Annotated in this window: 14 protein-coding genes; 5 read left to right on the top strand and 9 right to left on the bottom strand. The window is 70.9% G+C overall.

The window, feature by feature from the left end; all coding sequences use genetic code 11:
* Positions 1-45: 45 nt before the first annotated feature.
* A complete protein-coding gene (locus RCR19_RS03630; protein ID WP_331263729.1) occupies positions 46-489 on the bottom strand; it encodes a VOC family protein in 444 nt (147 codons plus the stop codon).
* A gap of 220 nt (positions 490-709) precedes the next feature.
* Positions 710-2209 (bottom strand): ubiquinol-cytochrome c reductase cytochrome b subunit, encoded by a 1500-nt coding sequence (locus RCR19_RS03625; protein ID WP_331269330.1) that lies wholly within the window; start codon positions 2207-2209, stop codon positions 710-712.
* Positions 2210-2628: 419 nt separating this feature from the next.
* Here RCR19_RS03625 and sigJ (RCR19_RS03620) point away from each other — a divergent pair, with 419 nt between their 5' ends.
* The gene (sigJ, locus tag RCR19_RS03620; protein ID WP_331263728.1) at positions 2629-3567 is read left to right on the top strand and encodes an RNA polymerase sigma factor SigJ; all 939 of its coding nucleotides are present in this window, start codon (positions 2629-2631) and stop codon (positions 3565-3567) included.
* 122 nt (positions 3568-3689) lie between these two features.
* Here sigJ (RCR19_RS03620) and RCR19_RS03615 read toward each other — a convergent pair whose 3' ends face one another.
* Positions 3690-5243 (bottom strand): MFS transporter, encoded by a 1554-nt coding sequence (locus RCR19_RS03615; RefSeq protein WP_331263727.1) that lies wholly within the window; start codon positions 5241-5243, stop codon positions 3690-3692.
* A gap of 376 nt (positions 5244-5619) precedes the next feature.
* Here RCR19_RS03615 and RCR19_RS03610 point away from each other — a divergent pair, with 376 nt between their 5' ends.
* Positions 5620-6186, top strand: coding sequence for a universal stress protein (locus tag RCR19_RS03610; protein ID WP_331263726.1), 567 nt, complete (start codon positions 5620-5622; stop codon positions 6184-6186).
* A gap of 41 nt (positions 6187-6227) precedes the next feature.
* Here RCR19_RS03610 and RCR19_RS03605 read toward each other — a convergent pair whose 3' ends face one another.
* From RCR19_RS03605 to RCR19_RS03585, 5 genes are all read right to left on the bottom strand, one after another.
* Entirely contained in the window at positions 6228-8642 is a 2415-nt protein-coding gene (locus tag RCR19_RS03605; protein WP_331263725.1) for a SpoIIE family protein phosphatase, read from the bottom strand.
* Positions 8643-9076: 434 nt separating this feature from the next.
* Complete coding sequence (gene sigJ, locus RCR19_RS03600; RefSeq protein WP_331263724.1) at positions 9077-10006, bottom strand: RNA polymerase sigma factor SigJ; 930 nt, start codon at positions 10004-10006, stop codon at positions 9077-9079.
* Between the two features lie 132 nt (positions 10007-10138).
* The gene (locus RCR19_RS03595; RefSeq protein ID WP_331263723.1) at positions 10139-10402 is read right to left on the bottom strand and encodes a WhiB family transcriptional regulator; all 264 of its coding nucleotides are present in this window, start codon (positions 10400-10402) and stop codon (positions 10139-10141) included.
* A 413-nt stretch (positions 10403-10815) separates the two neighbouring features.
* On the bottom strand, positions 10816-11703 hold the full coding sequence (locus RCR19_RS03590) for an RNA polymerase subunit sigma (RefSeq protein ID WP_331263722.1): 888 nt from the start codon (positions 11701-11703) through the stop codon (positions 10816-10818).
* A 67-nt stretch (positions 11704-11770) separates the two neighbouring features.
* Positions 11771-13168, bottom strand: coding sequence for a PLP-dependent aminotransferase family protein (locus tag RCR19_RS03585; RefSeq protein WP_331263721.1), 1398 nt, complete (start codon positions 13166-13168; stop codon positions 11771-11773).
* Positions 13169-13641: 473 nt separating this feature from the next.
* On the opposite strand from RCR19_RS03585, the gene RCR19_RS03580 reads away from it, so the two are divergent.
* Entirely contained in the window at positions 13642-15243 is a 1602-nt protein-coding gene (locus RCR19_RS03580) for a phosphatase PAP2 family protein (protein ID WP_331263720.1), read from the top strand.
* On the opposite strand, the gene RCR19_RS03575 is transcribed toward RCR19_RS03580, so the two are convergent.
* Positions 15244-16743 (bottom strand): MFS transporter, encoded by a 1500-nt coding sequence (locus tag RCR19_RS03575; RefSeq protein WP_331263719.1) that lies wholly within the window; start codon positions 16741-16743, stop codon positions 15244-15246.
* Between the two features lie 228 nt (positions 16744-16971).
* On the opposite strand from RCR19_RS03575, the gene RCR19_RS03570 reads away from it, so the two are divergent.
* Both RCR19_RS03570 and RCR19_RS03565 read left to right on the top strand, forming a co-directional pair.
* Complete coding sequence (locus RCR19_RS03570; protein WP_331263718.1) at positions 16972-17313, top strand: metalloregulator ArsR/SmtB family transcription factor; 342 nt, start codon at positions 16972-16974, stop codon at positions 17311-17313.
* A 6-nt stretch (positions 17314-17319) separates the two neighbouring features.
* The gene (locus RCR19_RS03565; protein WP_331263717.1) at positions 17320-17847 is read left to right on the top strand and encodes an SRPBCC family protein; all 528 of its coding nucleotides are present in this window, start codon (positions 17320-17322) and stop codon (positions 17845-17847) included.

Here is a 17847-nt window from a genome sequence, read left to right as displayed (position 1 = left end):
CACGCTCGCGGCGCGGTCCGGGTGCCTGGGCGCTGCGAATGATCGTCAAGAACTGTGGGCCGGTCGGTCCCGGCCTTGTTCGGGCGGGTCGATCGCGACGAGTTCGACCTCGAAGCCGTCGTCGTTCTCCAGATAGGCGGCGTAGTGCTGCCCACCGCCGGCGTACGGATGCCGCTCGGGGAACATCAGATGCCAGCCGTGCCCGGCGGAGTCGGCCACCAGTTTCTCGACCGCGGTGGCGTCCTCGACGTGGAAGGCCAGGTGGTTCAGCCCCGCCCGGCAGCGATCGTGCCGTTCGGCGGTGAGATCCGGCGACCGCTCGACGACCAGATAGGTCGGGCCGAGCAGCCAACTGCGGCCGCCGTCCCAGTTCTGGTGGACGGAGTACCCCAGCGCCTGGAGCAGCCAGCCGAACGAAGCGAGCGCCCGGGGGAGGTCCGGCACCCACAGTTCGACGTGATGCAGTGTGCCGTGCGACGGCCGGCTCATGCGGTCGACTCCTCGGCGCGTGCGAGCAGTTCGGGGGCCGTTGGGGACGGTGGCAGCGGGGTCATTGCGGTGCCTTCCCGGCCCGCGCCGCAACGCGGGCCTTCTTGATGACCATCAATCGATCACTCCGGAAGGTACGCCCTTCGCATCCCGCCCCGAGGCCGATCCCACACGTCATGAGCACCACGACGCCGCCATGACACGGCACCGTCGCGGGCGGTCAGTGCTCGATGCTGCGCCGCATCTCTTCGTCGGTCGGCTCGACCACCTGCGCCGAAGGCCCGTGGAAGCCGCGCGACAGGCGCACCCTCGCCCGCTGGAGGCGAGAACGCGCGCGCGTGTCCTCCTGCGGCCCGGGCGCCAGGGGCAGGTACTGCTCATGGGACGTCAGGACATGTCGCTGTGCGGCATCGAGCGGCTTGTGCAGTTCCACGTACTCGCCGTGCGGCAGACGGCGGACGACACCCGTTTCCGAGCCGTGCAGCAGCTTTTCCCTGTCGCGGTACTGCAGACCGAGGCACACGCGCTTGGTGATCACGAACGAGGCCGCGGGGACGACGAAGAGCGCGATGCGGATGACCCAGGTGACGGCATTGATGGACAGATGGAAGTGCGTGGCGAAAATGTCGTTCCCGCCCCCGACGAGCAGACAGAAATAGAGGCTCATCCAGGCGACGCCGAGCCCGGTGCGCACGGGCCGGTTCCTCGGCCTGTCGAGCAGATGGTGCTCGCGTTTGTCCCCGGTGATCCACGCCTCGAGGAAGGGATACACACCGATGAGCAGCAGAACCACCGGAAACACGAGCAGAGGTATGAGCACACCGAGCGCGAGGGTATGCCCTGCCATATCGATCTCCCACCCCGGCATGATGCGGATGAGGCCTTCGGCGAATCCCATGTACCAGTCCGGCTGGGCTCCGGTCGAGACCTGATCGGGGCGGTACGGGCCATAGCTCCACACAGGATTGATGGAGGCGATGGAGGCCATGGCGGCCAGTGTCCCGGCGACCATGAAGAAGAACCCGCCCGCCTTCGCCGCATAGACGGGCAGCAGCGGCATGCCCACGACGTTGCGATTCGTCCTGCCGGGTGCCGCCCACTGGGTGTGCTTGTGATAGACGATCAGGATCAGATGCGCGACGATCAGCGCGGCGAAGAGGGCCGGAAACAGCAGGACATGGATCGAGTAGAAGCGCGGAACCAATTCCGTGCCGGGGAACTCACCGCCGAAAAGGAACATGGAGAGATAGGTGCCGACGATCGGTACCGACAGGATGGCACCCTCGAGGAACCGGAGCCCGGTGCCCGACAGCAGGTCGTCCGGCAGCGAGTATCCGACGAATCCCTCGAACATGCCGAGGACCAGCATGATCCAGCCGAACAGCCAGTTCACTTCCCGGGGCTTGCGGAAGGAGCCCGTGAAGAAGTGGCGCATCATGTGGACGAACATTCCGGCGACGAAAACGAGAGCCGCCCAGTGATGCATCTGGCGGATGAGGAGCCCGCCACGTACGTCGAAGGAGATGTCGAGCGTGGAGGCGAAGGCCTCCGACATGCGGATGCCGTTGAGCGGGATGTAGCCGCCCTGGTACACGACCTCGTTCATCGAGGGATGGAAGAAGAAGGTGAGGTAGACCCCCGTCAGCACCAGCACGACGAAGCTCCACAGACAGACCTCGCCCAACATGAACGACCAGTGGTCCGGGAAGATCTTCCGCATATTGGCCTTGGCGATGGAGTACAGGCCCAGCCGGGCGTCCGCCCAGTCGGCCAGTCGCTCTCCTCGGGGCGACTCGTGTGGGTCCTTGGTGTTGCTGATCGTCACCTTGAGCTCTTCTCTCAGGACCGCGTCAGCGGTTCACGGGCGGGAAGTGTCGCGAGTTACGACGGTGTGCAAGGTGCTGATGTGAGGTGACGGAGGACACAGCGCGGCTCCTCGTGCCGGGACCGGAGGGGCGTGTCGCGGCGGAACGCGCGCTGCGCGACGCACGGGCCCGTTGCCGGGCCCCGACCGGCCGGCCTCACGTTTTCCTGTGCCGCACCGTCGTAGGGACATGCTGAAGAGACACTGTTGCGAGGCGGAGCGCGAGCCCTTGACGAGGTCCATCCGCGACGAGGTCGTGCTGCGGGAGCAGCCGCATGACTGACACACCACGGTCCGACGCCGACGACCGGTCACTGACGGCCGTGTTCGGCGAGCGCCGGGCCCTGCTCAACCTTGCGTTCCGGATGCTCGGGTCGTCGTACGACGCCGAGGACGTGGTCCAGGAGACCTATACGCGCTGGTACGCCCTCTCCGAAGAGGACCGGCGCGGCATCAGGACACCGATGGCCTGGCTGGTGCGTGTGGCCGGCAGGATCTGTCTGGACCAGCTGTCCTCCGCGCGGGTCCGACGCGAGAGTTACCTGGGGGAGTGGCTGCCCGAGCCCCTGCCCGGGACGCCGTGGGACACCGGGCGCCCCGCCGATCCGGGGACGGATCCCGCGGAGCAGGTCAGTCTGGACGAGTCGGTCACCATGGGCGTCCTGGTGGTCCTGGACTCGGTGACCCCGGCAGAACGTGTCGCGTTCATCCTGCACGACGTCTTCGGAGTGCCGTTCACCGAGATCGCCGAGACCGTGGGCCGCTCACCGGCCGCATGCCGTCAACTCGCCTCGACGGCAAGGCGCCGCGTCAGAGCCGCGCAGCCGCGGAGCGTGCGTGGCTCACGGCATCGTGATGTCGTGTCGGCCTTCAAGCGCGCTTGTGAGACCGGCGACCTGGAGATGCTGGTCGGACTGCTCGCTGCGAACGCCACCGCCACGTCGGACGGCGGCGGAAAGGTGCGCACCGCGCTGCGGCCCGTGGTCGGCGCCGACAGGATCGCGCGGTTCTGCCAAGGAGTACTGCGCAAGGAACCAGGAGTCTCCTTCGAGGAAGTGCTGGTCAGCGGGCGACCGGGACTGGTCGGGCGGATCGGCGGGGCCACCGTCCTGGTCATCGCGATCGAACTCGACGATGAGGACCGCATCGATCGTCTGTGGGTGATGATGCACCCGGACAAGCTGCATGCCTGGCGCAGCCGGGACGTCGGGTAGCGCACGTCCCGCGGGGGAGTGAACCGCGGCGCGCACGGGAGGGGCCGGACGTCCGGCCCCTCCCATGAGTCCCGCGCGCGTGCCCTCGAGCACCGTCGGGCCCCTGACACGGACGACGCGTGCTACAGGACGTGACCCGCGGCCGTGGCACTGCCGTTGAGGGCGTCCACGTCGCTCCTGCGTACCCGGATGAGTACCACTGCCATCAGCAGTGCCACGGCGGCCATGGCCGCGGCGGTCAGGAGGGCCGACGCGATGCCGTGCGTCAGTACCGCGTGTCCCCAGGCACCGGGCAGCTGCCCCGTCCGGGCCAGCTGAGACCTCTCCGCGGGACCGGCCTGTGCCATGAAGGACGGCAGTTGGTGCTCCGCTTCGTCACGGCTCGCCGTCCCGAAGACGGTCACCATGATGGAGAGCCCCAGTGAACCGCCCACCTGCTGCGCCGCATTGAGCACACCGGACGCGGCTCCCGCCTCGTGGTGCGCCACACCCGAGACCGCGGTGAGAGTCAGCGTCACGAAATTGAGGCCGATGCCCGCACCGAAGATGAGCATGGGTCCCAGCACACCGCCCGAGTACGTGCTGTCGGGTTCGATGAACGTCAGCCAGTACAACCCTGCGATGGAGAGGGCGGATCCGACGATCACGAGCGGCCTGGGACCGAGGACGGGCAGGAACCGCTGAGTGAACCCGACCGCGACGACCAGCGCCCCGGTGAAGGTCAGTGAGGCCAGACCCGAGGTGATCGGGCTGTAGCCGAGCACGATCTGGAAGAACTGGACGATGAAGAAGAACATGCCGTACATCGCGCCGGCCAGGCACAGGATCATGACGTAGGAGCCCACGCGATTGCGGTCGCCGAACAGGCGCAGCGGGACGATGGGATCCGCGGCGCGGGATTCGATCAGTACGAAAGCGGCGAGGAGTACGGCCGCCGCCACGAAGGAGGCGACGGTGACGGTGTCGCTCCATCCGTCCTCGGAGGCCCGGATGAACCCGTAGACCAGCGACGCCATGCCCAGGGTGGAGGTCGTGGCGCCGGCGATGTCGAAGTGCCCGGGGCGACGCGTGGACTCGTTGATGTACAACGGTGCGAGCACTGCGATCACCAGGCCGATGGGGACGTTGACGAACAGCACCCAGCGCCAGTTCAGCCACTCGGTGAGCATGCCGCCCGCCAGGAGACCGACGGCCGCCCCGGCGCCCGAGACGCCGGCGAACACCCCCATCGCCCTGTTGCGCTCAGGTCCCTCGGGGAACGTCGTGGTGATGAGGGCGAGCGAGGTGGGAGACGCTATGGCGCCGCCGATCCCCTGCAGAGCCCGCGCGGAGAGGAGCTGCCAGGGCTCGTGCGCCAGACCGCCCAGCAGGGACGCGAGGGTGAACAGGAGGATGCCCGCCGTGAAAACACGTCGGCGCCCGAGGATGTCGCCCGCCCGTCCGCCGAGCAGCATCAGCCCGCCGAAGGTGAGGGTGTAGGCGCTCAGCACCCATGACAGGTCCGTCGTGGAGAAGCCGAGCGACCGCTGAATGTCCGGCAGCGCGATGTTCACGATCGTGCTGTCGAGCACGATCATCAGCTGGCACGTGGCGATGACGAACAGCGCGAGTCCCGGATGGTTGCTGCGCCGGGTTCCTCCGGCGACCGGGGCGTCCTTGTGCAGTGGGGCCGTCACCGCTCGGCTCCCTGCCGGTTGGTGCTGCCGGCCCCGACGCCCATGGGCTCGTGATGTTCTTCAAGACAGTCGGACATGTGTTCCTTCCGTTCTGGGTGAGGCCTGCCGCGCGTCTCCTCACGGCATGGAGAGGGCGACGAGAGGCGGCGCCGGGGATGTGCACGGCCGGGAGCCGCTCACCGGATCGACGACACAACATGGGCGGGCGTGAGGTGACGGCTGTCACAGCGGTGGCGGGTGCGCCGGATGCCGTGCCCGCGCTCCACGGGTCTCACCGCCTCGCCGGCGCGAGCGCTCATGGCCGGATGTGAGCGGTCCTACATCACACACCCCGGCGCCCGGACGTCATCTCCTCGAGGCCAGGAGGAGGAGTCCCATGGGCGGACCGGCACAGCGGCGCATCGTGGTCGGCGTCAGCGGTTCTCTGAACAGCGTGGTTGCCTTGCAGCGAGCCGGTGTCGAAGCCCGGCTCAGCGGGCGCCGGTTGCTGGCCGTACTGGTGTGGCGGCCGAAGGACACGGATCCGCCGCGCGGGTCCGCCGCGTCGGCGCCCAAGGGCACCAGAAGGGCAGCGATGCGGCTCCTGGCCGACACGCTGAACGACGTCTTCGGTGCCACCGACCACGACGTGCAGGTCGAGGGACTGGCCATGTCCGGGACGGCGGGCCGCACGCTCGTCCAGATCGCCCGGCGGGACGACGACCTGCTGGTCGTGGGGGGAGGGCATCGAAGGAGGCTGCGCCGATGGCGCTCCCCGGTCGCCCGGTACTGTCTCACCCACGCCTCGTGCCCGGTGCTCGTCGTGCCGCCGTCGCCCCTCCAGCTCGACCTGGAAGCGATGACCGGCCGGAAACTGCTTCTGAGGGGTAGGGGGGACGACCCCGTCGGGGAACTGCGCCGGGCCGGTCCGCGAGGGCCCGAGTACACCGACGGTGACCGCTGATCGTGCGGCGAACGGTGATCGGGGGCCTGTGGCGACAGGTCCTAGGGATCGATGCACCTCGGCGTCAGTTGCTGTTCGGCCCAGATGAGTTTGCCGTCCGGGGTGTGGCGGGTGCCCCACTTGCGGCTCAGCTGGGCGACGAGGAAGAGTCCGCGGCCGTTCACGTCCGTGGTGCGGGGATGGCGCAGCCGCGGGGATCCGCAACTGGTGTCGTACACCTCGCAGGTCAGGAAGCGGTGGCGGATCAGGCGCAGCCGGACCGGACCGCTGCCGTGGCGGATGGCGTTGGTGATCAGCTCACTGACGATCAATTCCGTGGAATCGGCCAAGTGCTCCAGTTGCCAACGGGCGAGCTGTCGGGTGGTCAGCGCCCGGGCGTGGCCGACAACGGCCGGGTCGGCCGCGAACTCCCATGAGACCGTCCGGCTCGGGCCCAGTGAACGGGTGCGGGCCAGAAGCAGGGTGGCGTCGTCGATGGGTGCCCGGGCGGGCAGTGCGTCCACCACGCTCGAGCAGAGGTCCTCCAGGTCGAGGCCGGGGTGGGCCAGGGCGGCGGCCAGGCGGTCCATGCCGGCGTCGATGTCCTGGTCGCGGGACTCGATCAGACCGTCGGTGTACAGGGCGAGCACGCTGTTCCCGGGCAGCTCCAGGGTCACCGACTCGAAGGGGGCCAGTCCGAGTCCGAGTGGGGGTCCGATGGGCAGTTCGGGGAAGGTGACCCGGCCGTGGGGGTCGATGATCGCGGGCGGCGGGTGGCCGGCCCGGGCCATCGTGCACTGCCCGGTGGCCGGGTCGTACACGGCGTACAGACAGGTGGCCCCGATGGTCGCGGCCGCCGGGTCGCCCGGCTCGACGTCGTTCTCGGCGAGGCGGACGACCTGTTCGTCGAGGTGGGCCAGGAGGTCCTCGGGCGGCAGGTCCATGTCGGCCAGGGTGCGTACGGCGGTGCGCAGTTGGCCCATGGTGGCGGCGGCGTTGATGCCGTGGCCGAGGACGTCGCCGACGACCAGTGCGGTGCGCGCGCCGGACAGGGGGATGACGTCGAACCAGTCGCCTCCGACACCGTGGTGGCTGTCGGCGGGCAGATAGCGCCAGGCGACGTCGGCGGCGGGCTCGCCGGTGGCCCGGTGGGGAAGCAGATGGCGCTGAAGGGCCAGGGCCGCGGAGCGTTCCCGCGCGTACTGGCGGGCGTTGTCCAGGGACAGGGCCGCCCGGCCGACGAGTTCCTCGGCCAGCAGCAGATCGTCCTCCTCGAACGGCCGGGGGTCCTGGGTCCGCATGAACGCCGCCATGCCGAGTACCGATCCGCGCGCGTGGATCGGCACGATCATCAGAGAGTGCATCCCGGTCTCGCTCATCCTTCGAGCGCGCAGAGGGTCCTGGTCCAGCCACGCCTCGGAGGACGAGTCCACCACCGGGTACAGATGCGATCCGCCGGACAGAACGGTGGTGTAGGGGGAGGTGGGCGGGACGAGCACCGGTTCCCCCAGGGCGAACAGGGACTCCGGCGCTCCCGGGTGGATCGAGGCGAGGCCTGCGCGGCGAAAGAGGGCGTGACGTCGATTCCCGGGGCCGGGGCGGGTCGGCGGATCCTCGCCCAGCAGGACCGGGTCCGCCAGGTCGACGGTGGCGTAGTCCGCGAGGAACGGCACGGCGAGGTCGGCCAGTTCCTGTCCGGTGCGCATGACGTCAAGGCTGGTTCCGATGCGCTTGCCGGCCTCGTCCAGGAGCGCCCGGTGCTCTTGCGCGCGCCGGGCGTCGGTGGTGCCGGGATCCACGGCGCACACGCCCAGCGTACGGCCCCGGGCGTCGTCGAGGCGGAAGAAGGGAGCCGTCGACGTGGAGTCCTGGCGCGCATCCGGCTGAAGGAGGGCCCGCTGATCCGGGTCGATCAGAAGGCCGCCGTTGTCGAGGAGTCGGTGCATCACTCCCTCGAGCGTCTCGGCCTGGGCGCCCTGGACGCCGTTCACCCAGATACAACGCAACCGGGTGTCCCGTATCTCGACGCCTATCGGCGGCCGCTGCGGAGCGCCGCCAGCGGACGGGGGCGACTCCGTGGCGACGGTGTCCTCCGCCGTCCAGGAGGGGAGCGGGGCCGGGTTCGACGCCGTCACGACCCACTGGGCCCGGCCGTCCCGGCCTGCCAGCGACTCGACGCACAGGCCCACCTCGATTTCGTGGCCGTCGCGGTGAAGGACCCGGGCCGTGCAGGACCAGCGGCCCCGGGGGCCGCTCCGCGCCGCGACCGTCGCGGCCCTCGCCCGGTCCTCCTCGGTCGCCAGCAGGCCGGCTGCGGACTGTCCGACCACCTCCGCGGGGGAGTGCCCGACGAGCCGCTGGGCGGCCTGCGACCATCCGACCACCGTTCCCTCCGCGTCGAGCACCGCGAGCGCCGCGCCGACCGCCTCGAGGGACTTCCGGGCCTCGGACGTTGCCGTTTCCGTGGAACTGCCCACCGTTCATTCCTTCTGTGTCCCCCCTCGATACGGTCTGCCCGAGTGCGTGGCCGCCAGGTCGTGTGCCGGCATCCGGGCGGGAAGCGAATCGAGCGAGGCGGCCAGGACGGGCCTGCACCCTTTCACCGCACCCGGCCCGCGGCACCGGCGTCGGCTCGTCGGACGGGCGAGGGACCGGCGCCACCATGCCGCCGTGCCCGTACGGATCAGGGCCGTGAAGGCTTCCGGGGCGGAGTCCCGCGGTCCGGACGCGGCACCTGCTCGGGACGGCACCCCGGGCTCCCCTGTGCTTCGTTCGTCTTCATGTCCGCCAGGCTACGCAGTCGGCGACATCGAGATGTGGTCCAATTTCATGACATATTTCCGGGACAATTCGGTGATCGGGGTCTGTTCCCGATGTCCCGCCCCGGCGTGCTCGGCCCTCGGGGCCGGCCTCAGGCCCAGGAAGTCAGCTTGTCCGGGTTCCGAATGATCCACACATCCGTGATCCGGGACCCGACGACCTGCAGGGAGACGACGGCGGTCACCACTCCGTCCACCCGGCACACCAGCGCCGGACGATGTCCCGCGATCTCGACCGTCATGAGTGCCACGGTGAGAGTGGGCTCCCTGCGGCACACACCGATGAGGTAGCGGGCGGCCTTGTCCGATCCGTGGATGGGCCGGGGAGCGGCACGGACGTGTCCTCCGCCGTCCGCCCGGGCGGTGACCTGCGGGTCCAGCAATCGGATCAGACTGTCCAGTTCGCCTGTCCGGCAGGCCCTCTTGAACTCGCGGACCAGTTGCCTGTACTCCTGCAGATCCGCCTCGTTGCGGCGCGCTGAGGTGATGCTCCTGCGGGCCGCCGCGGCCAGCGCCCGACAGCTCTCCGTGCTGCGGCCGACGATGGTGCCGATCTCGGCATAGGGGACCTTGAACACGTCGTGCAGGACGAAGCTCACTCGCTGCGCCGGGGTGAGGGCCTCCAGCAGTACGAGCATCCCCATGGTGACGGACTCGTCGAGGGCGACCCGGTCGGCGGGATCCCCTGTGTGGTCCGAGGTGGGTACGCTGCTCCACGCCGCGCTGTCCGGCAGCGGTTCCGGCAGCCATTGACCCGTGTACTTCTCCCTGCGCACCTGCGCGGACCTCAGGTGGTCGAGGCAGATCCGGCCGGCCACCCGCACCAGCCAGGCCGAAGGGGACCTGATGTCCGCACGGGCCGCGGCGGACATCGTGTACCACCGGGCGTATGCCTCTTGCACGACGTCCTCGGCATCGTGCGTCGAGCCGAGCATCCTGAAGGCCAGCGCCATCAGCATGGGCTGGTCGTGCAGTGTCGGGTTGGAGCCGGGGCTCAGCTGCCCCGCGTCCTTACCCCGCATGAGCCTGAATCCTATGGACGACGAGACGTCCGCGCGAACGCGCCGGGTCTCTGTGGATGTCTTGCTTCCATCGTGCCCGCCCGACGATGGAATGGGCGTACGGCGATGGAGCGGGCGTGCGACCTGACCGGGTCAGGCCGCCGTTTCCTGTGCCGACCGGGCACGCTCGCGGGCGTCGTGACCGTGCATCGCGCGCCGTTCGCCCTCCGTGGTACCGCCCCATACCCCCTGCACATGGCGGTTCAGGGCCCAGTCCAGGCATATGGCCTTGACGGAGCACCGCAGGCACACGGCCTTCGCCGCGGCGGTCTGCGCCGCTCCGGGGCCACTGCCGCTGATGGGGAAGAACAACTCCGGATCCTCGGTGCGGCACGCCGCGGCTTCGCGCCAATTCATGGAAACCTCCTCACGCGGACAGTCCGGTTGTTCCGGGGGCCCGGACTCGGGACGGGGCGCCGCGCCGGCGCTGTCCGGCCGGGAATCCGCTGGTCGAGTCGTCTGCACGGTCGTGGGTACGGCTGCCGAAGTGGTGCACGTGGCGCAGCCCGCCGGCCGCGGTCCTGAGCTGACGCTGAGTGTCATGTCTGGGATGGTAGGAACGCCCGCACCATAACGTCCAAGACGCAGATGCGCGGACGATGATAGGCAGAGGCTATGGTCACTGTGCGACGGTTCCATGACCCCGGCCCGCAGCGTCTGCGCTGCCGGTGGTCGGGCCTTCACTCTCACCTGTATATGACGGAACAGCGCGCGCGTATGTGACGTGCTGGACCGCGACGGCGGGTGCGGTGCCGCTTGCGGCCCACCCGTCATGACCTGTTCCATCCGCGCAGCTTGTCCGGGTTGAGGACGAGCCAGACGTTGATGATCAGGTGAGCGCGAAGGTCCAGGGTGACAGCCGCCGCCACCCGGCCGCCGCACCTCACCACCAGCCCGGCCCGGCCGTTCACGCTTGCTTCGGCAAGGGCGAGGCCGGGGCTCGGAGTCAGCAACGTGGCAAGGCTTCGGGCCACGTGCGGGGCCCCGCCGACGGGATGTTCCGGTGTCCGGATCCTGCCGCCCCCGTCGAAGACCGCCGAGACGTCGGGGGCGAGGAGAGCCGCCAGACGGCCCCGGTCACCCGTCTCGCACGCCGTCCGGAACTCACGGACGACCGCCCGGTGCTGTTCCGCCGTCACACGCCCGGCCGCAAAAGCGCGCAAGGACTGCCGGGCCAGTTCCCCGACGGCTTCGTACCGCGGCCCGTGATCGTGGACCCGGCGCACACCCGGTGCGGCGTCGCCGGACGGTTCGCCACCCGGCGACGCCCCCTTCCTGCCGGGGCCGAGCGCGCCGAGGGACTCGGCGGCGGCCCCGGGTGCCGGGGCGTCCCGCGCCGCGGCGCTGTCGTGGCCCCGCCCCGCGAGCCCCGGCGGGTCGTACGCCCCGGGCTCGCCCAGCCCGTCCGGGCGCGACCGGCAATGAGTCACCAGCGTGTCGGCCAGCCATGCTCTCGGGTTCGGTATCTCGCCGTCGTCCATGGCATACCAGCGTCTGTATGTCTCCTCGACCGCGTCGTCCGCCCTCGACGCGGAACGGAGGAGACCGTATGCGAGGCCGAGCAGATACCGTCGCTCTTCGAGCAGTTCGGACAGGGGGGCGATGCCTTGGCGGCCGTTCATCCGGGTCCTCTTCTCCTGGCTCCCGGCGACGTCCATGAACGGCCGGCTGATATGTCCTCGGGCGGGCGACAGCGGCGCAATCCCGGGCGGGTGCGGCCGCGGTTCACGGCATCACTCTGCACAGGGTGTCCAGTGCACAGGCCCATGCGCTGTCGGGGGGAGCCGCGTAGTTGACCACGAGCGCGTCTCTTCCGGGCAACTCCGGTGCCGATCCCGCCGGTTCGTAGCGGAACGTCGCGATCCCGGTCACCGCGAGGCCCTCCCGGGAAGCCGCCCGGACGACCGAGGACTCGGTTCCGCGGGGTAGTTCGAGGACCGCCAGGAGTCCGGCGGCCAGACCGGTCACGCGGACGGCGGGCGCCCTCCGGGCCAGGGCCGACACCAGTTCGTCGCGGCGCCGCCGGTAGCGCAGTCGCATCGAGCGCACATGACGGTCGTACGAGCCCGAGGTGATGAACTCCGCGAGCGTCAACTGCCCCAGGGCGCTGCACATGTAGTCGCCGTGGCCCTTGGCCGCCACGACCTCCGGGACCAGTTCCTCCGGCAGCACCATCCAGCCGAGCCGCACACCGGGGGCCAGGGACTTGCTCACCGAGCCGAAGTACACCACCCGCTCCGGGGCGAGCCCTTGCAGCGCGCCCACCGGCGGACGGTCGTATCTGAACTCCCCGTCGTAGTCGTCCTCCATGATCAGCCCGCCGGTGGAGCACGCCCAGTCCACAGCCGCCGTGCGCCGGTCGGGGTGCAGTGTGCCGCCGGTCGGGTGCTGGTGCGCTGGTGTCAGCAGCACCGCGCCGACTCCGCGCAGCCGCGCCAAGTCGCCGACGCGGGCGCCGTGTTCGTCGACGTGGAGGGGAGCGGTTCGAAGGCCGGCGCCGGTCAGCAGCTCGCGATGGAGGTCGAGACCGTACGACTCGACGGCCACCGCCCGTACCAGCCGCGTCCTGAGCGCCTGTGCCATCAGCGCGAGACCGTGATGGAAGCCGGAACAGACGACGATCCGCTCCGGCACGGCGTACACCCCACGGGCCCGTGCCAGATAGTCCGCGAGGGCGGTGCGGAGCCGCATCTGCCCCAGGGCGTCGCCATAGCCGAAGGCATCGTTCGGTGCCGCGGTCAGCGCATGGCGCGCGGCGGTGAGCCACGCCCTGCGGGGGAATCCGGCAAGGTCCGGTGACCCCGGCTGCAATCCGAAGGCAGGACGCTGCCGTGCGGGTTTCGGCCGGGCGGCCGGGTGGGCGGTGGCCGGGTTCGGTTCGGCGCGGCGGGCCACCCGGGTGCCGGAGCCCTGCCGCGCGGTGAGCCACCCCTCGGCGACGAGCTCGGCGTAGGAGTCGGCCACGGTGTTGCGGGAGACGCCGAGATCGGCGGCGAGCGAACGTGAGGGTGGCAGCAGGGTGCCGGGCGCCAGCCGCCCCATGCGCACGGCCTCCCGAAGAGCGTGTGTGAGCCCGGCGCGCAGCCCTGGTCCACGCACGTCCAGATGCAGGTCGGTGATCATCGGACCGGACTTCTGCGGGAGGTTCTCATGGCATGTGTGGCACCTGTGGCATGCGTGGCACACAGACCCGAGGCCGCCGCCCGCGGGGACACCGCGCCGGAGTCCTCGGCGGGGTGGGCCACCGGCGGAGTCGGTCGAAGAGTGATGGTCATACCCATATGACGCGGCAGAGGACTGATCCGTGATGGACCGGCTCCTCGACGACCGGGGCCGCCGCTGCGTGCCGGCGCGGGCCGACCCCGCGCGAGCCGGTGGCCGTCGGCGCCCGGGGCGATCCGTTCCGGCGGGAAGGGCCCCGTGGTCCCGGCTCCGGCTGCGTTCGGTGGCCGTGCGTTCCGGTGCCGCTTGCGCCGGTGGCCGTGCGTTCCGGCGCTGCGGGACCGGTCCGTCCCGCTGGGCCGCGCGGGCCAGTCCCGTCACCGGTTGGGCGCGCCCCGGATGCCGGCGCGGCGCCGTCCCGGTAGCCGTGGAGCATGCGCATCCTCGGCGAGCTGGACCAGCGTCTGTTCACCCGGGTCGCCACCGCCCGGGTGCCGGGTGCCGATCCGGCGCTCACCCGGCTGAGCCGTGGCGCCGACCACGGCCGGCTGTGGCTGGGCACGGCGGCCGCACTCGCCGCGCTCGGGGGTCACAGGGCCCGCCGGGCCGCGCTGCGCGGGATCGGTTCGCTCGCGATCGCCTCGCTCACCGTCAACACCGTCGTCAAGTGGAGCGCCCGGCGCCCGCGCCCGCTCCTCGACCTCGTGCCGTCGGTCCGCCATCTCACCCGGCAGCCCCGGAGCACGTCCTTCCCCTCCGGTCACTCCGCCTCGGCCGCGGCGTTCGTCACGGGGGTCGCACTCGAATCGACCCGCTACGGGGCAGTGGTCGCACCCGTCGCGGCGGCCGTGGCGTTCTCCCGGGTCTACGTGGGCGTGCACTATCCCGGAGACGTCCTGGCCGGGGCGGCGATCGGGGTCGGCGCCGCGGTGCTCACCTGCCGCTGGTGGCCGCCGCGCCCGGCGAGCGCGGAGCCGGAACGGCGGCCGGCCGAAGCGCCCGCCCTGCCCGACGGCGACGGGCTTGTCGTCTTCGTCAACGCCCGCGCCGGATCAGGGGCCGGGCCCGCCGCGCTGCCGCCCGCCGTCCTGATCGAGGAACTCCTGCCCCGCGCCGAGATCGTCGAGTGCGGCCCGGACGACGACTTCGCCGCACTGCTCGACCGTGCGGTGCGACGGGCAGTCGAGCGGGGTGGCGCGCTCGGGGTGTACGGCGGAGACGGCACGGTCAACTCGGCGGCCCGGGAAGCCGCCAGGAACGGGCTGCCCCTCGCGGTGTTCCCCGGCGGCACCCTCAACCACTTCGCCCTCGACGTCGGTGTGCCGCACCCCGAGGACACCGCGTCCGCGGTCGTGCGGGGCGACGCCGTCAGCGTGGACGTCGCGGTGGCCGCACCCGTGGCGGGCCGGGGCCCCGATGCGGAGCCCGTCGAGTTCCTGAACACCTTCAGCATCGGGCTCTACCCCGACCTGGTCCGCCTCCGTGAGCGGCTCGAGCGGCGCTGGGGCAAGTGGCCCGCGGCCGGCCTGGCGCTTGTGCGGGTGCTGCGTGACGCGACCCCCGTCGAGCTGTCCCTGAACGGCCGTTCCCGCCGGTTGTGGCTGCTGTTCGCCGGCAACTGCCGCTACGCCCCGGACGGCTTCGCCCCCGCTTTCAGGCCCCGCCTCGACGACGGACTGCTCGATCTGCGCGTCATCGACGGCGATCACCGGCTCGCTCGCACCAGGGTGGTGGTCTCGGCCCTCGCCGGAGCGCTCGGCCGCTCCCGGGTCTACCGGGCCGAGCGCGTGTCCTGGGTGCAGCTGGACGGCCTCGAGGGCGCGGACACGTTCGCGTACGACGGCGAGATCCACCCGGCCACCGGCGCGCTGCGGCTGGAGAAGCGGCCCGGCAAGCTCGTCGTGTACCGGCCCGCCGTTCGGGGGGACGAGATCGCCCAGCAGGCACGCCTGGCCGCCGCTGCCGCCCGTCACCACAACGGCGGGAGGGGCCGCCGTCTCCCTGCGGACGGCGGCCCCTCGGCCTCGGCGGACTGATCACATGTGGACGACCGGAGCATCGCCGGGGCCGGGCTGCGGTGTGCCGCGGCGGTAGAGCAGGAATGCGACGACCGCGCCCACGGCGAACAGTCCCGCCGACCACCAGAAGGCCGTGGTGTAGCTCTCGATGGTCGCCTGCGCCCGGGCCGCCCTGTCGGCCGGGTTCCTGCCGGCGAGGTAGTCGGTCGCGGCGCTCGCGGCGAGTGTGTTGAGCAGCGCCGTGCCGATCGAACCGCCCACCTGCTGCATCGCGTTGACGGTCGCGGAGGCGACACCCGCGTCCTCGGGCGCGACCCCGCCGGTGGCGAGCTGCATCGCCGTCGGCATCACCAGACCGAGGCCCACGCCGATCACGATCAGCTGCGGCAGCACCGCGCTCGCGTAGTGCGAGCCGAGTCCGATGCCGGTCAGCCAGGCCATGCCGACCGTCGCGATCGCGAAACCCAGCGGGATGACGGTCTTCGGGCCGATCCGCGGCAGCAGCACCGTGGTGCCGAGCTGGGCCGTCACCATCAGCGCGCCGACCATCGGCAGGAAGGCAACGCCGGTCTTCGTCGGACTGAAGCCCAGGTTCAACTGCAGGTAGTAGGTCAGGAAGAGGAAGACGCCGAACATGCCCGCGCCGGTGATCAGCACCGCGACGAACGACGATCCCCGGTCGCGGTCGAGCAGGACGCGCACAGGCAGGAGCGGGTGCGCGGCGCGGGTCTGCCACCAGGCGAAGGCCGCGAGCAGCAGGCCTCCGGCGGCCAGGTAACCCCAGGTCAACGGTGAACCCCAGTGGTGCGACTCGGCGTTGGAGAAGCCGTAGACCAGGGAGAAGAGGCCGCCCGCGACCAGGACCGTGCCCGGCACGTCCAGCTTGGAGTTCGCGGCGTCCCGGTGGTTGCCCAGCAGGATCCAGCCGCCGGCGAAGGCGACCACGGCGATGGCGACGTTCACATAGAGGGTCCAGCGCCAGTCGAGCGCGTCGGTGAGCACACCGCCGAGCAGCAGCCCGACCGCGCCGCCCGCGCCCGCGATGGCGCCGTACACGCTGAAGGCCCTCGCCCGCTCACGGGCGTCCGTGAAGGTGGTGTTCAGCAGTGACAGCGCGGCCGGTGCGAGGAGCGCGCCGAAGGCGCCCTGCAGGGCGCGGGCGGTGACCAGCATGCCGAAGCCGGTCGCGGCCCCGCCCAGCGCGGAGGCCGCCGCGAAGCCGACGACCCCGACGAGGAAGGCGGGCTTGCGTCCGAAGAGGTCGGCCGTCCGTCCGCCCAGGAGCAGCAGGGACGCGAACGCCAGCGCGTAGGCGGTGACGATCCACTGCCGGCTGGCGTCGGAGAAGCCCAGGTCCGCCTGGGCGGACGGCAGGGCGATGTTCACGATGGTGGCGTCCAGGACCACCATCAACTGGGCGATCGCGATGATCGCGAGGATCCACCACCGCTTCGGTGAAGCCGCCGGGGGCGCGTCCACGGCACTGGTGAGGGCGCCGTCCTTGACCGTCTGGGTCATCGGAGAACCACTCCAGGGAAAGTCGTCGCTCGGGTCACGGATTCGTAAACGAAACCGTTTCGTACACTTGGAGCGTAGGCGTGTTTCCGCGAAACGGCAACGTTTCGATAGGTGCGTGCGCCAGGTCACACCGGCCGGCCCCCGCCGCCTGCCTGCGGAGTGTGAGGGCGTGCGGGAAGCTCCGAACATGCCTTGACGGGAATATAACCGTTGGGGCATATTGAAGCGGTGTCCGAAGCCCCCTTGTGGAACGCACTCGCCGACCCCCACCGACGGGCCATCGTCGCTCTGCTCCTGGAGCGGCCGAGGACCGTGGGCGAGATCGTCGACGCGTGCGGTCTCAGCCAGCCCGGCACGTCCAAGCACCTGAAGGTGCTGCGCGACGCGGGCCTGGTCAGCGTGCGGCAGGACGCGCAGCGCCGGGTGTACACGCTCGAACCGGCCCCGATCGCCGCCCTCGACGCCTGGCTCGCCCCCTACCGCAGGCTCTGGAACAGCAGCCTGGACGCGCTGGGGCGGCGTCTCGACGAAACCTCGGACGACAACGACGAACCCTCTGCGAAGGACTGATCCGCCATGGCCGCCGAACTCACCGGCACCTATGTCACCCTCGACGACGGCCGCCCCGCCGTCCGCTTCAGCCGTGTCTACGACCACCCCGTCGAGCGCGTCTGGCGGTTTGTCACCGATCCCGACGAACTCGCCCAGTGGTTCCCCTCCCGCGCGGAGTTCGAGCTGCGCCCCGGCGGGACCGTCACCTTCAGCGGGGACCCGAACATGCCCGAGTCGACCGGCACGGTCGTGGCCGTCGACGCGCCCCGGCACCTCTCCTTCGAGTGGGGCGGCGACGAACTGCGCTTCGACCTGGAGGCGGTGGAGGAGAAGCGCACCCGGTTCACGCTCACCAACGTGCTGGGCGAGCGGAACACCGCCGCACGCAACGGCGCGGGCTGGGAGGTGTGCCTCTCCGCCCTGGACGCCAAGGCGCGCGGCGAGCGCTTCGAGGGCCCGCACGCCGGGACGAGCAGCCCCTGGAAGGCGTTCTACGAAGGCTATGTCGCGGCCGGGATCCCCTCGGGAGCTCCCGTCCCCGGCGGCTCCTGA

This window comes from Streptomyces sp. WAC07094, assembly GCF_036320405.1.
Taxonomy (GTDB): domain Bacteria; phylum Actinomycetota; class Actinomycetes; order Streptomycetales; family Streptomycetaceae; genus Streptomyces; species Streptomyces lannensis.
Note: the sequence above shows the minus strand (reverse complement) of the source record. Positions and strands in the feature narration are given on the sequence as shown.

Bases quoted from the DNA above. Each gene is read 5' to 3' on its own strand.
- sigJ (WP_331263728.1), top strand. From the start codon at position 2,629: ATGACTGACACACCACGGTCCGACGCCGACGACCGGTCACTGACGGCC.
- RCR19_RS03585 (WP_331263721.1), bottom strand. From the start codon at position 13,168: ATGATCACCGACCTGCATCTGGACGTGCGTGGACCAGGGCTGCGCGCC.
- sigJ (WP_331263724.1), bottom strand. From the start codon at position 10,006: ATGCGGGGTAAGGACGCGGGGCAGCTGAGCCCCGGCTCCAACCCGACA.
- RCR19_RS03625 (WP_331269330.1), bottom strand. From the start codon at position 2,209: ATGCGGAAGATCTTCCCGGACCACTGGTCGTTCATGTTGGGCGAGGTC.
- RCR19_RS03590 (WP_331263722.1), bottom strand. From the start codon at position 11,703: ATGGACGTCGCCGGGAGCCAGGAGAAGAGGACCCGGATGAACGGCCGC.
- RCR19_RS03575 (WP_331263719.1), bottom strand. From the start codon at position 16,743: ATGACCCAGACGGTCAAGGACGGCGCCCTCACCAGTGCCGTGGACGCG.
- RCR19_RS03595 (WP_331263723.1), bottom strand. From the start codon at position 10,402: ATGAATTGGCGCGAAGCCGCGGCGTGCCGCACCGAGGATCCGGAGTTG.
- RCR19_RS03630 (WP_331263729.1), bottom strand. From the start codon at position 489: ATGAGCCGGCCGTCGCACGGCACACTGCATCACGTCGAACTGTGGGTG.
- RCR19_RS03610 (WP_331263726.1), top strand. From the start codon at position 5,620: ATGGGCGGACCGGCACAGCGGCGCATCGTGGTCGGCGTCAGCGGTTCT.
- RCR19_RS03580 (WP_331263720.1), top strand. From the start codon at position 13,642: ATGCGCATCCTCGGCGAGCTGGACCAGCGTCTGTTCACCCGGGTCGCC.
- RCR19_RS03565 (WP_331263717.1), top strand. From the start codon at position 17,320: ATGGCCGCCGAACTCACCGGCACCTATGTCACCCTCGACGACGGCCGC.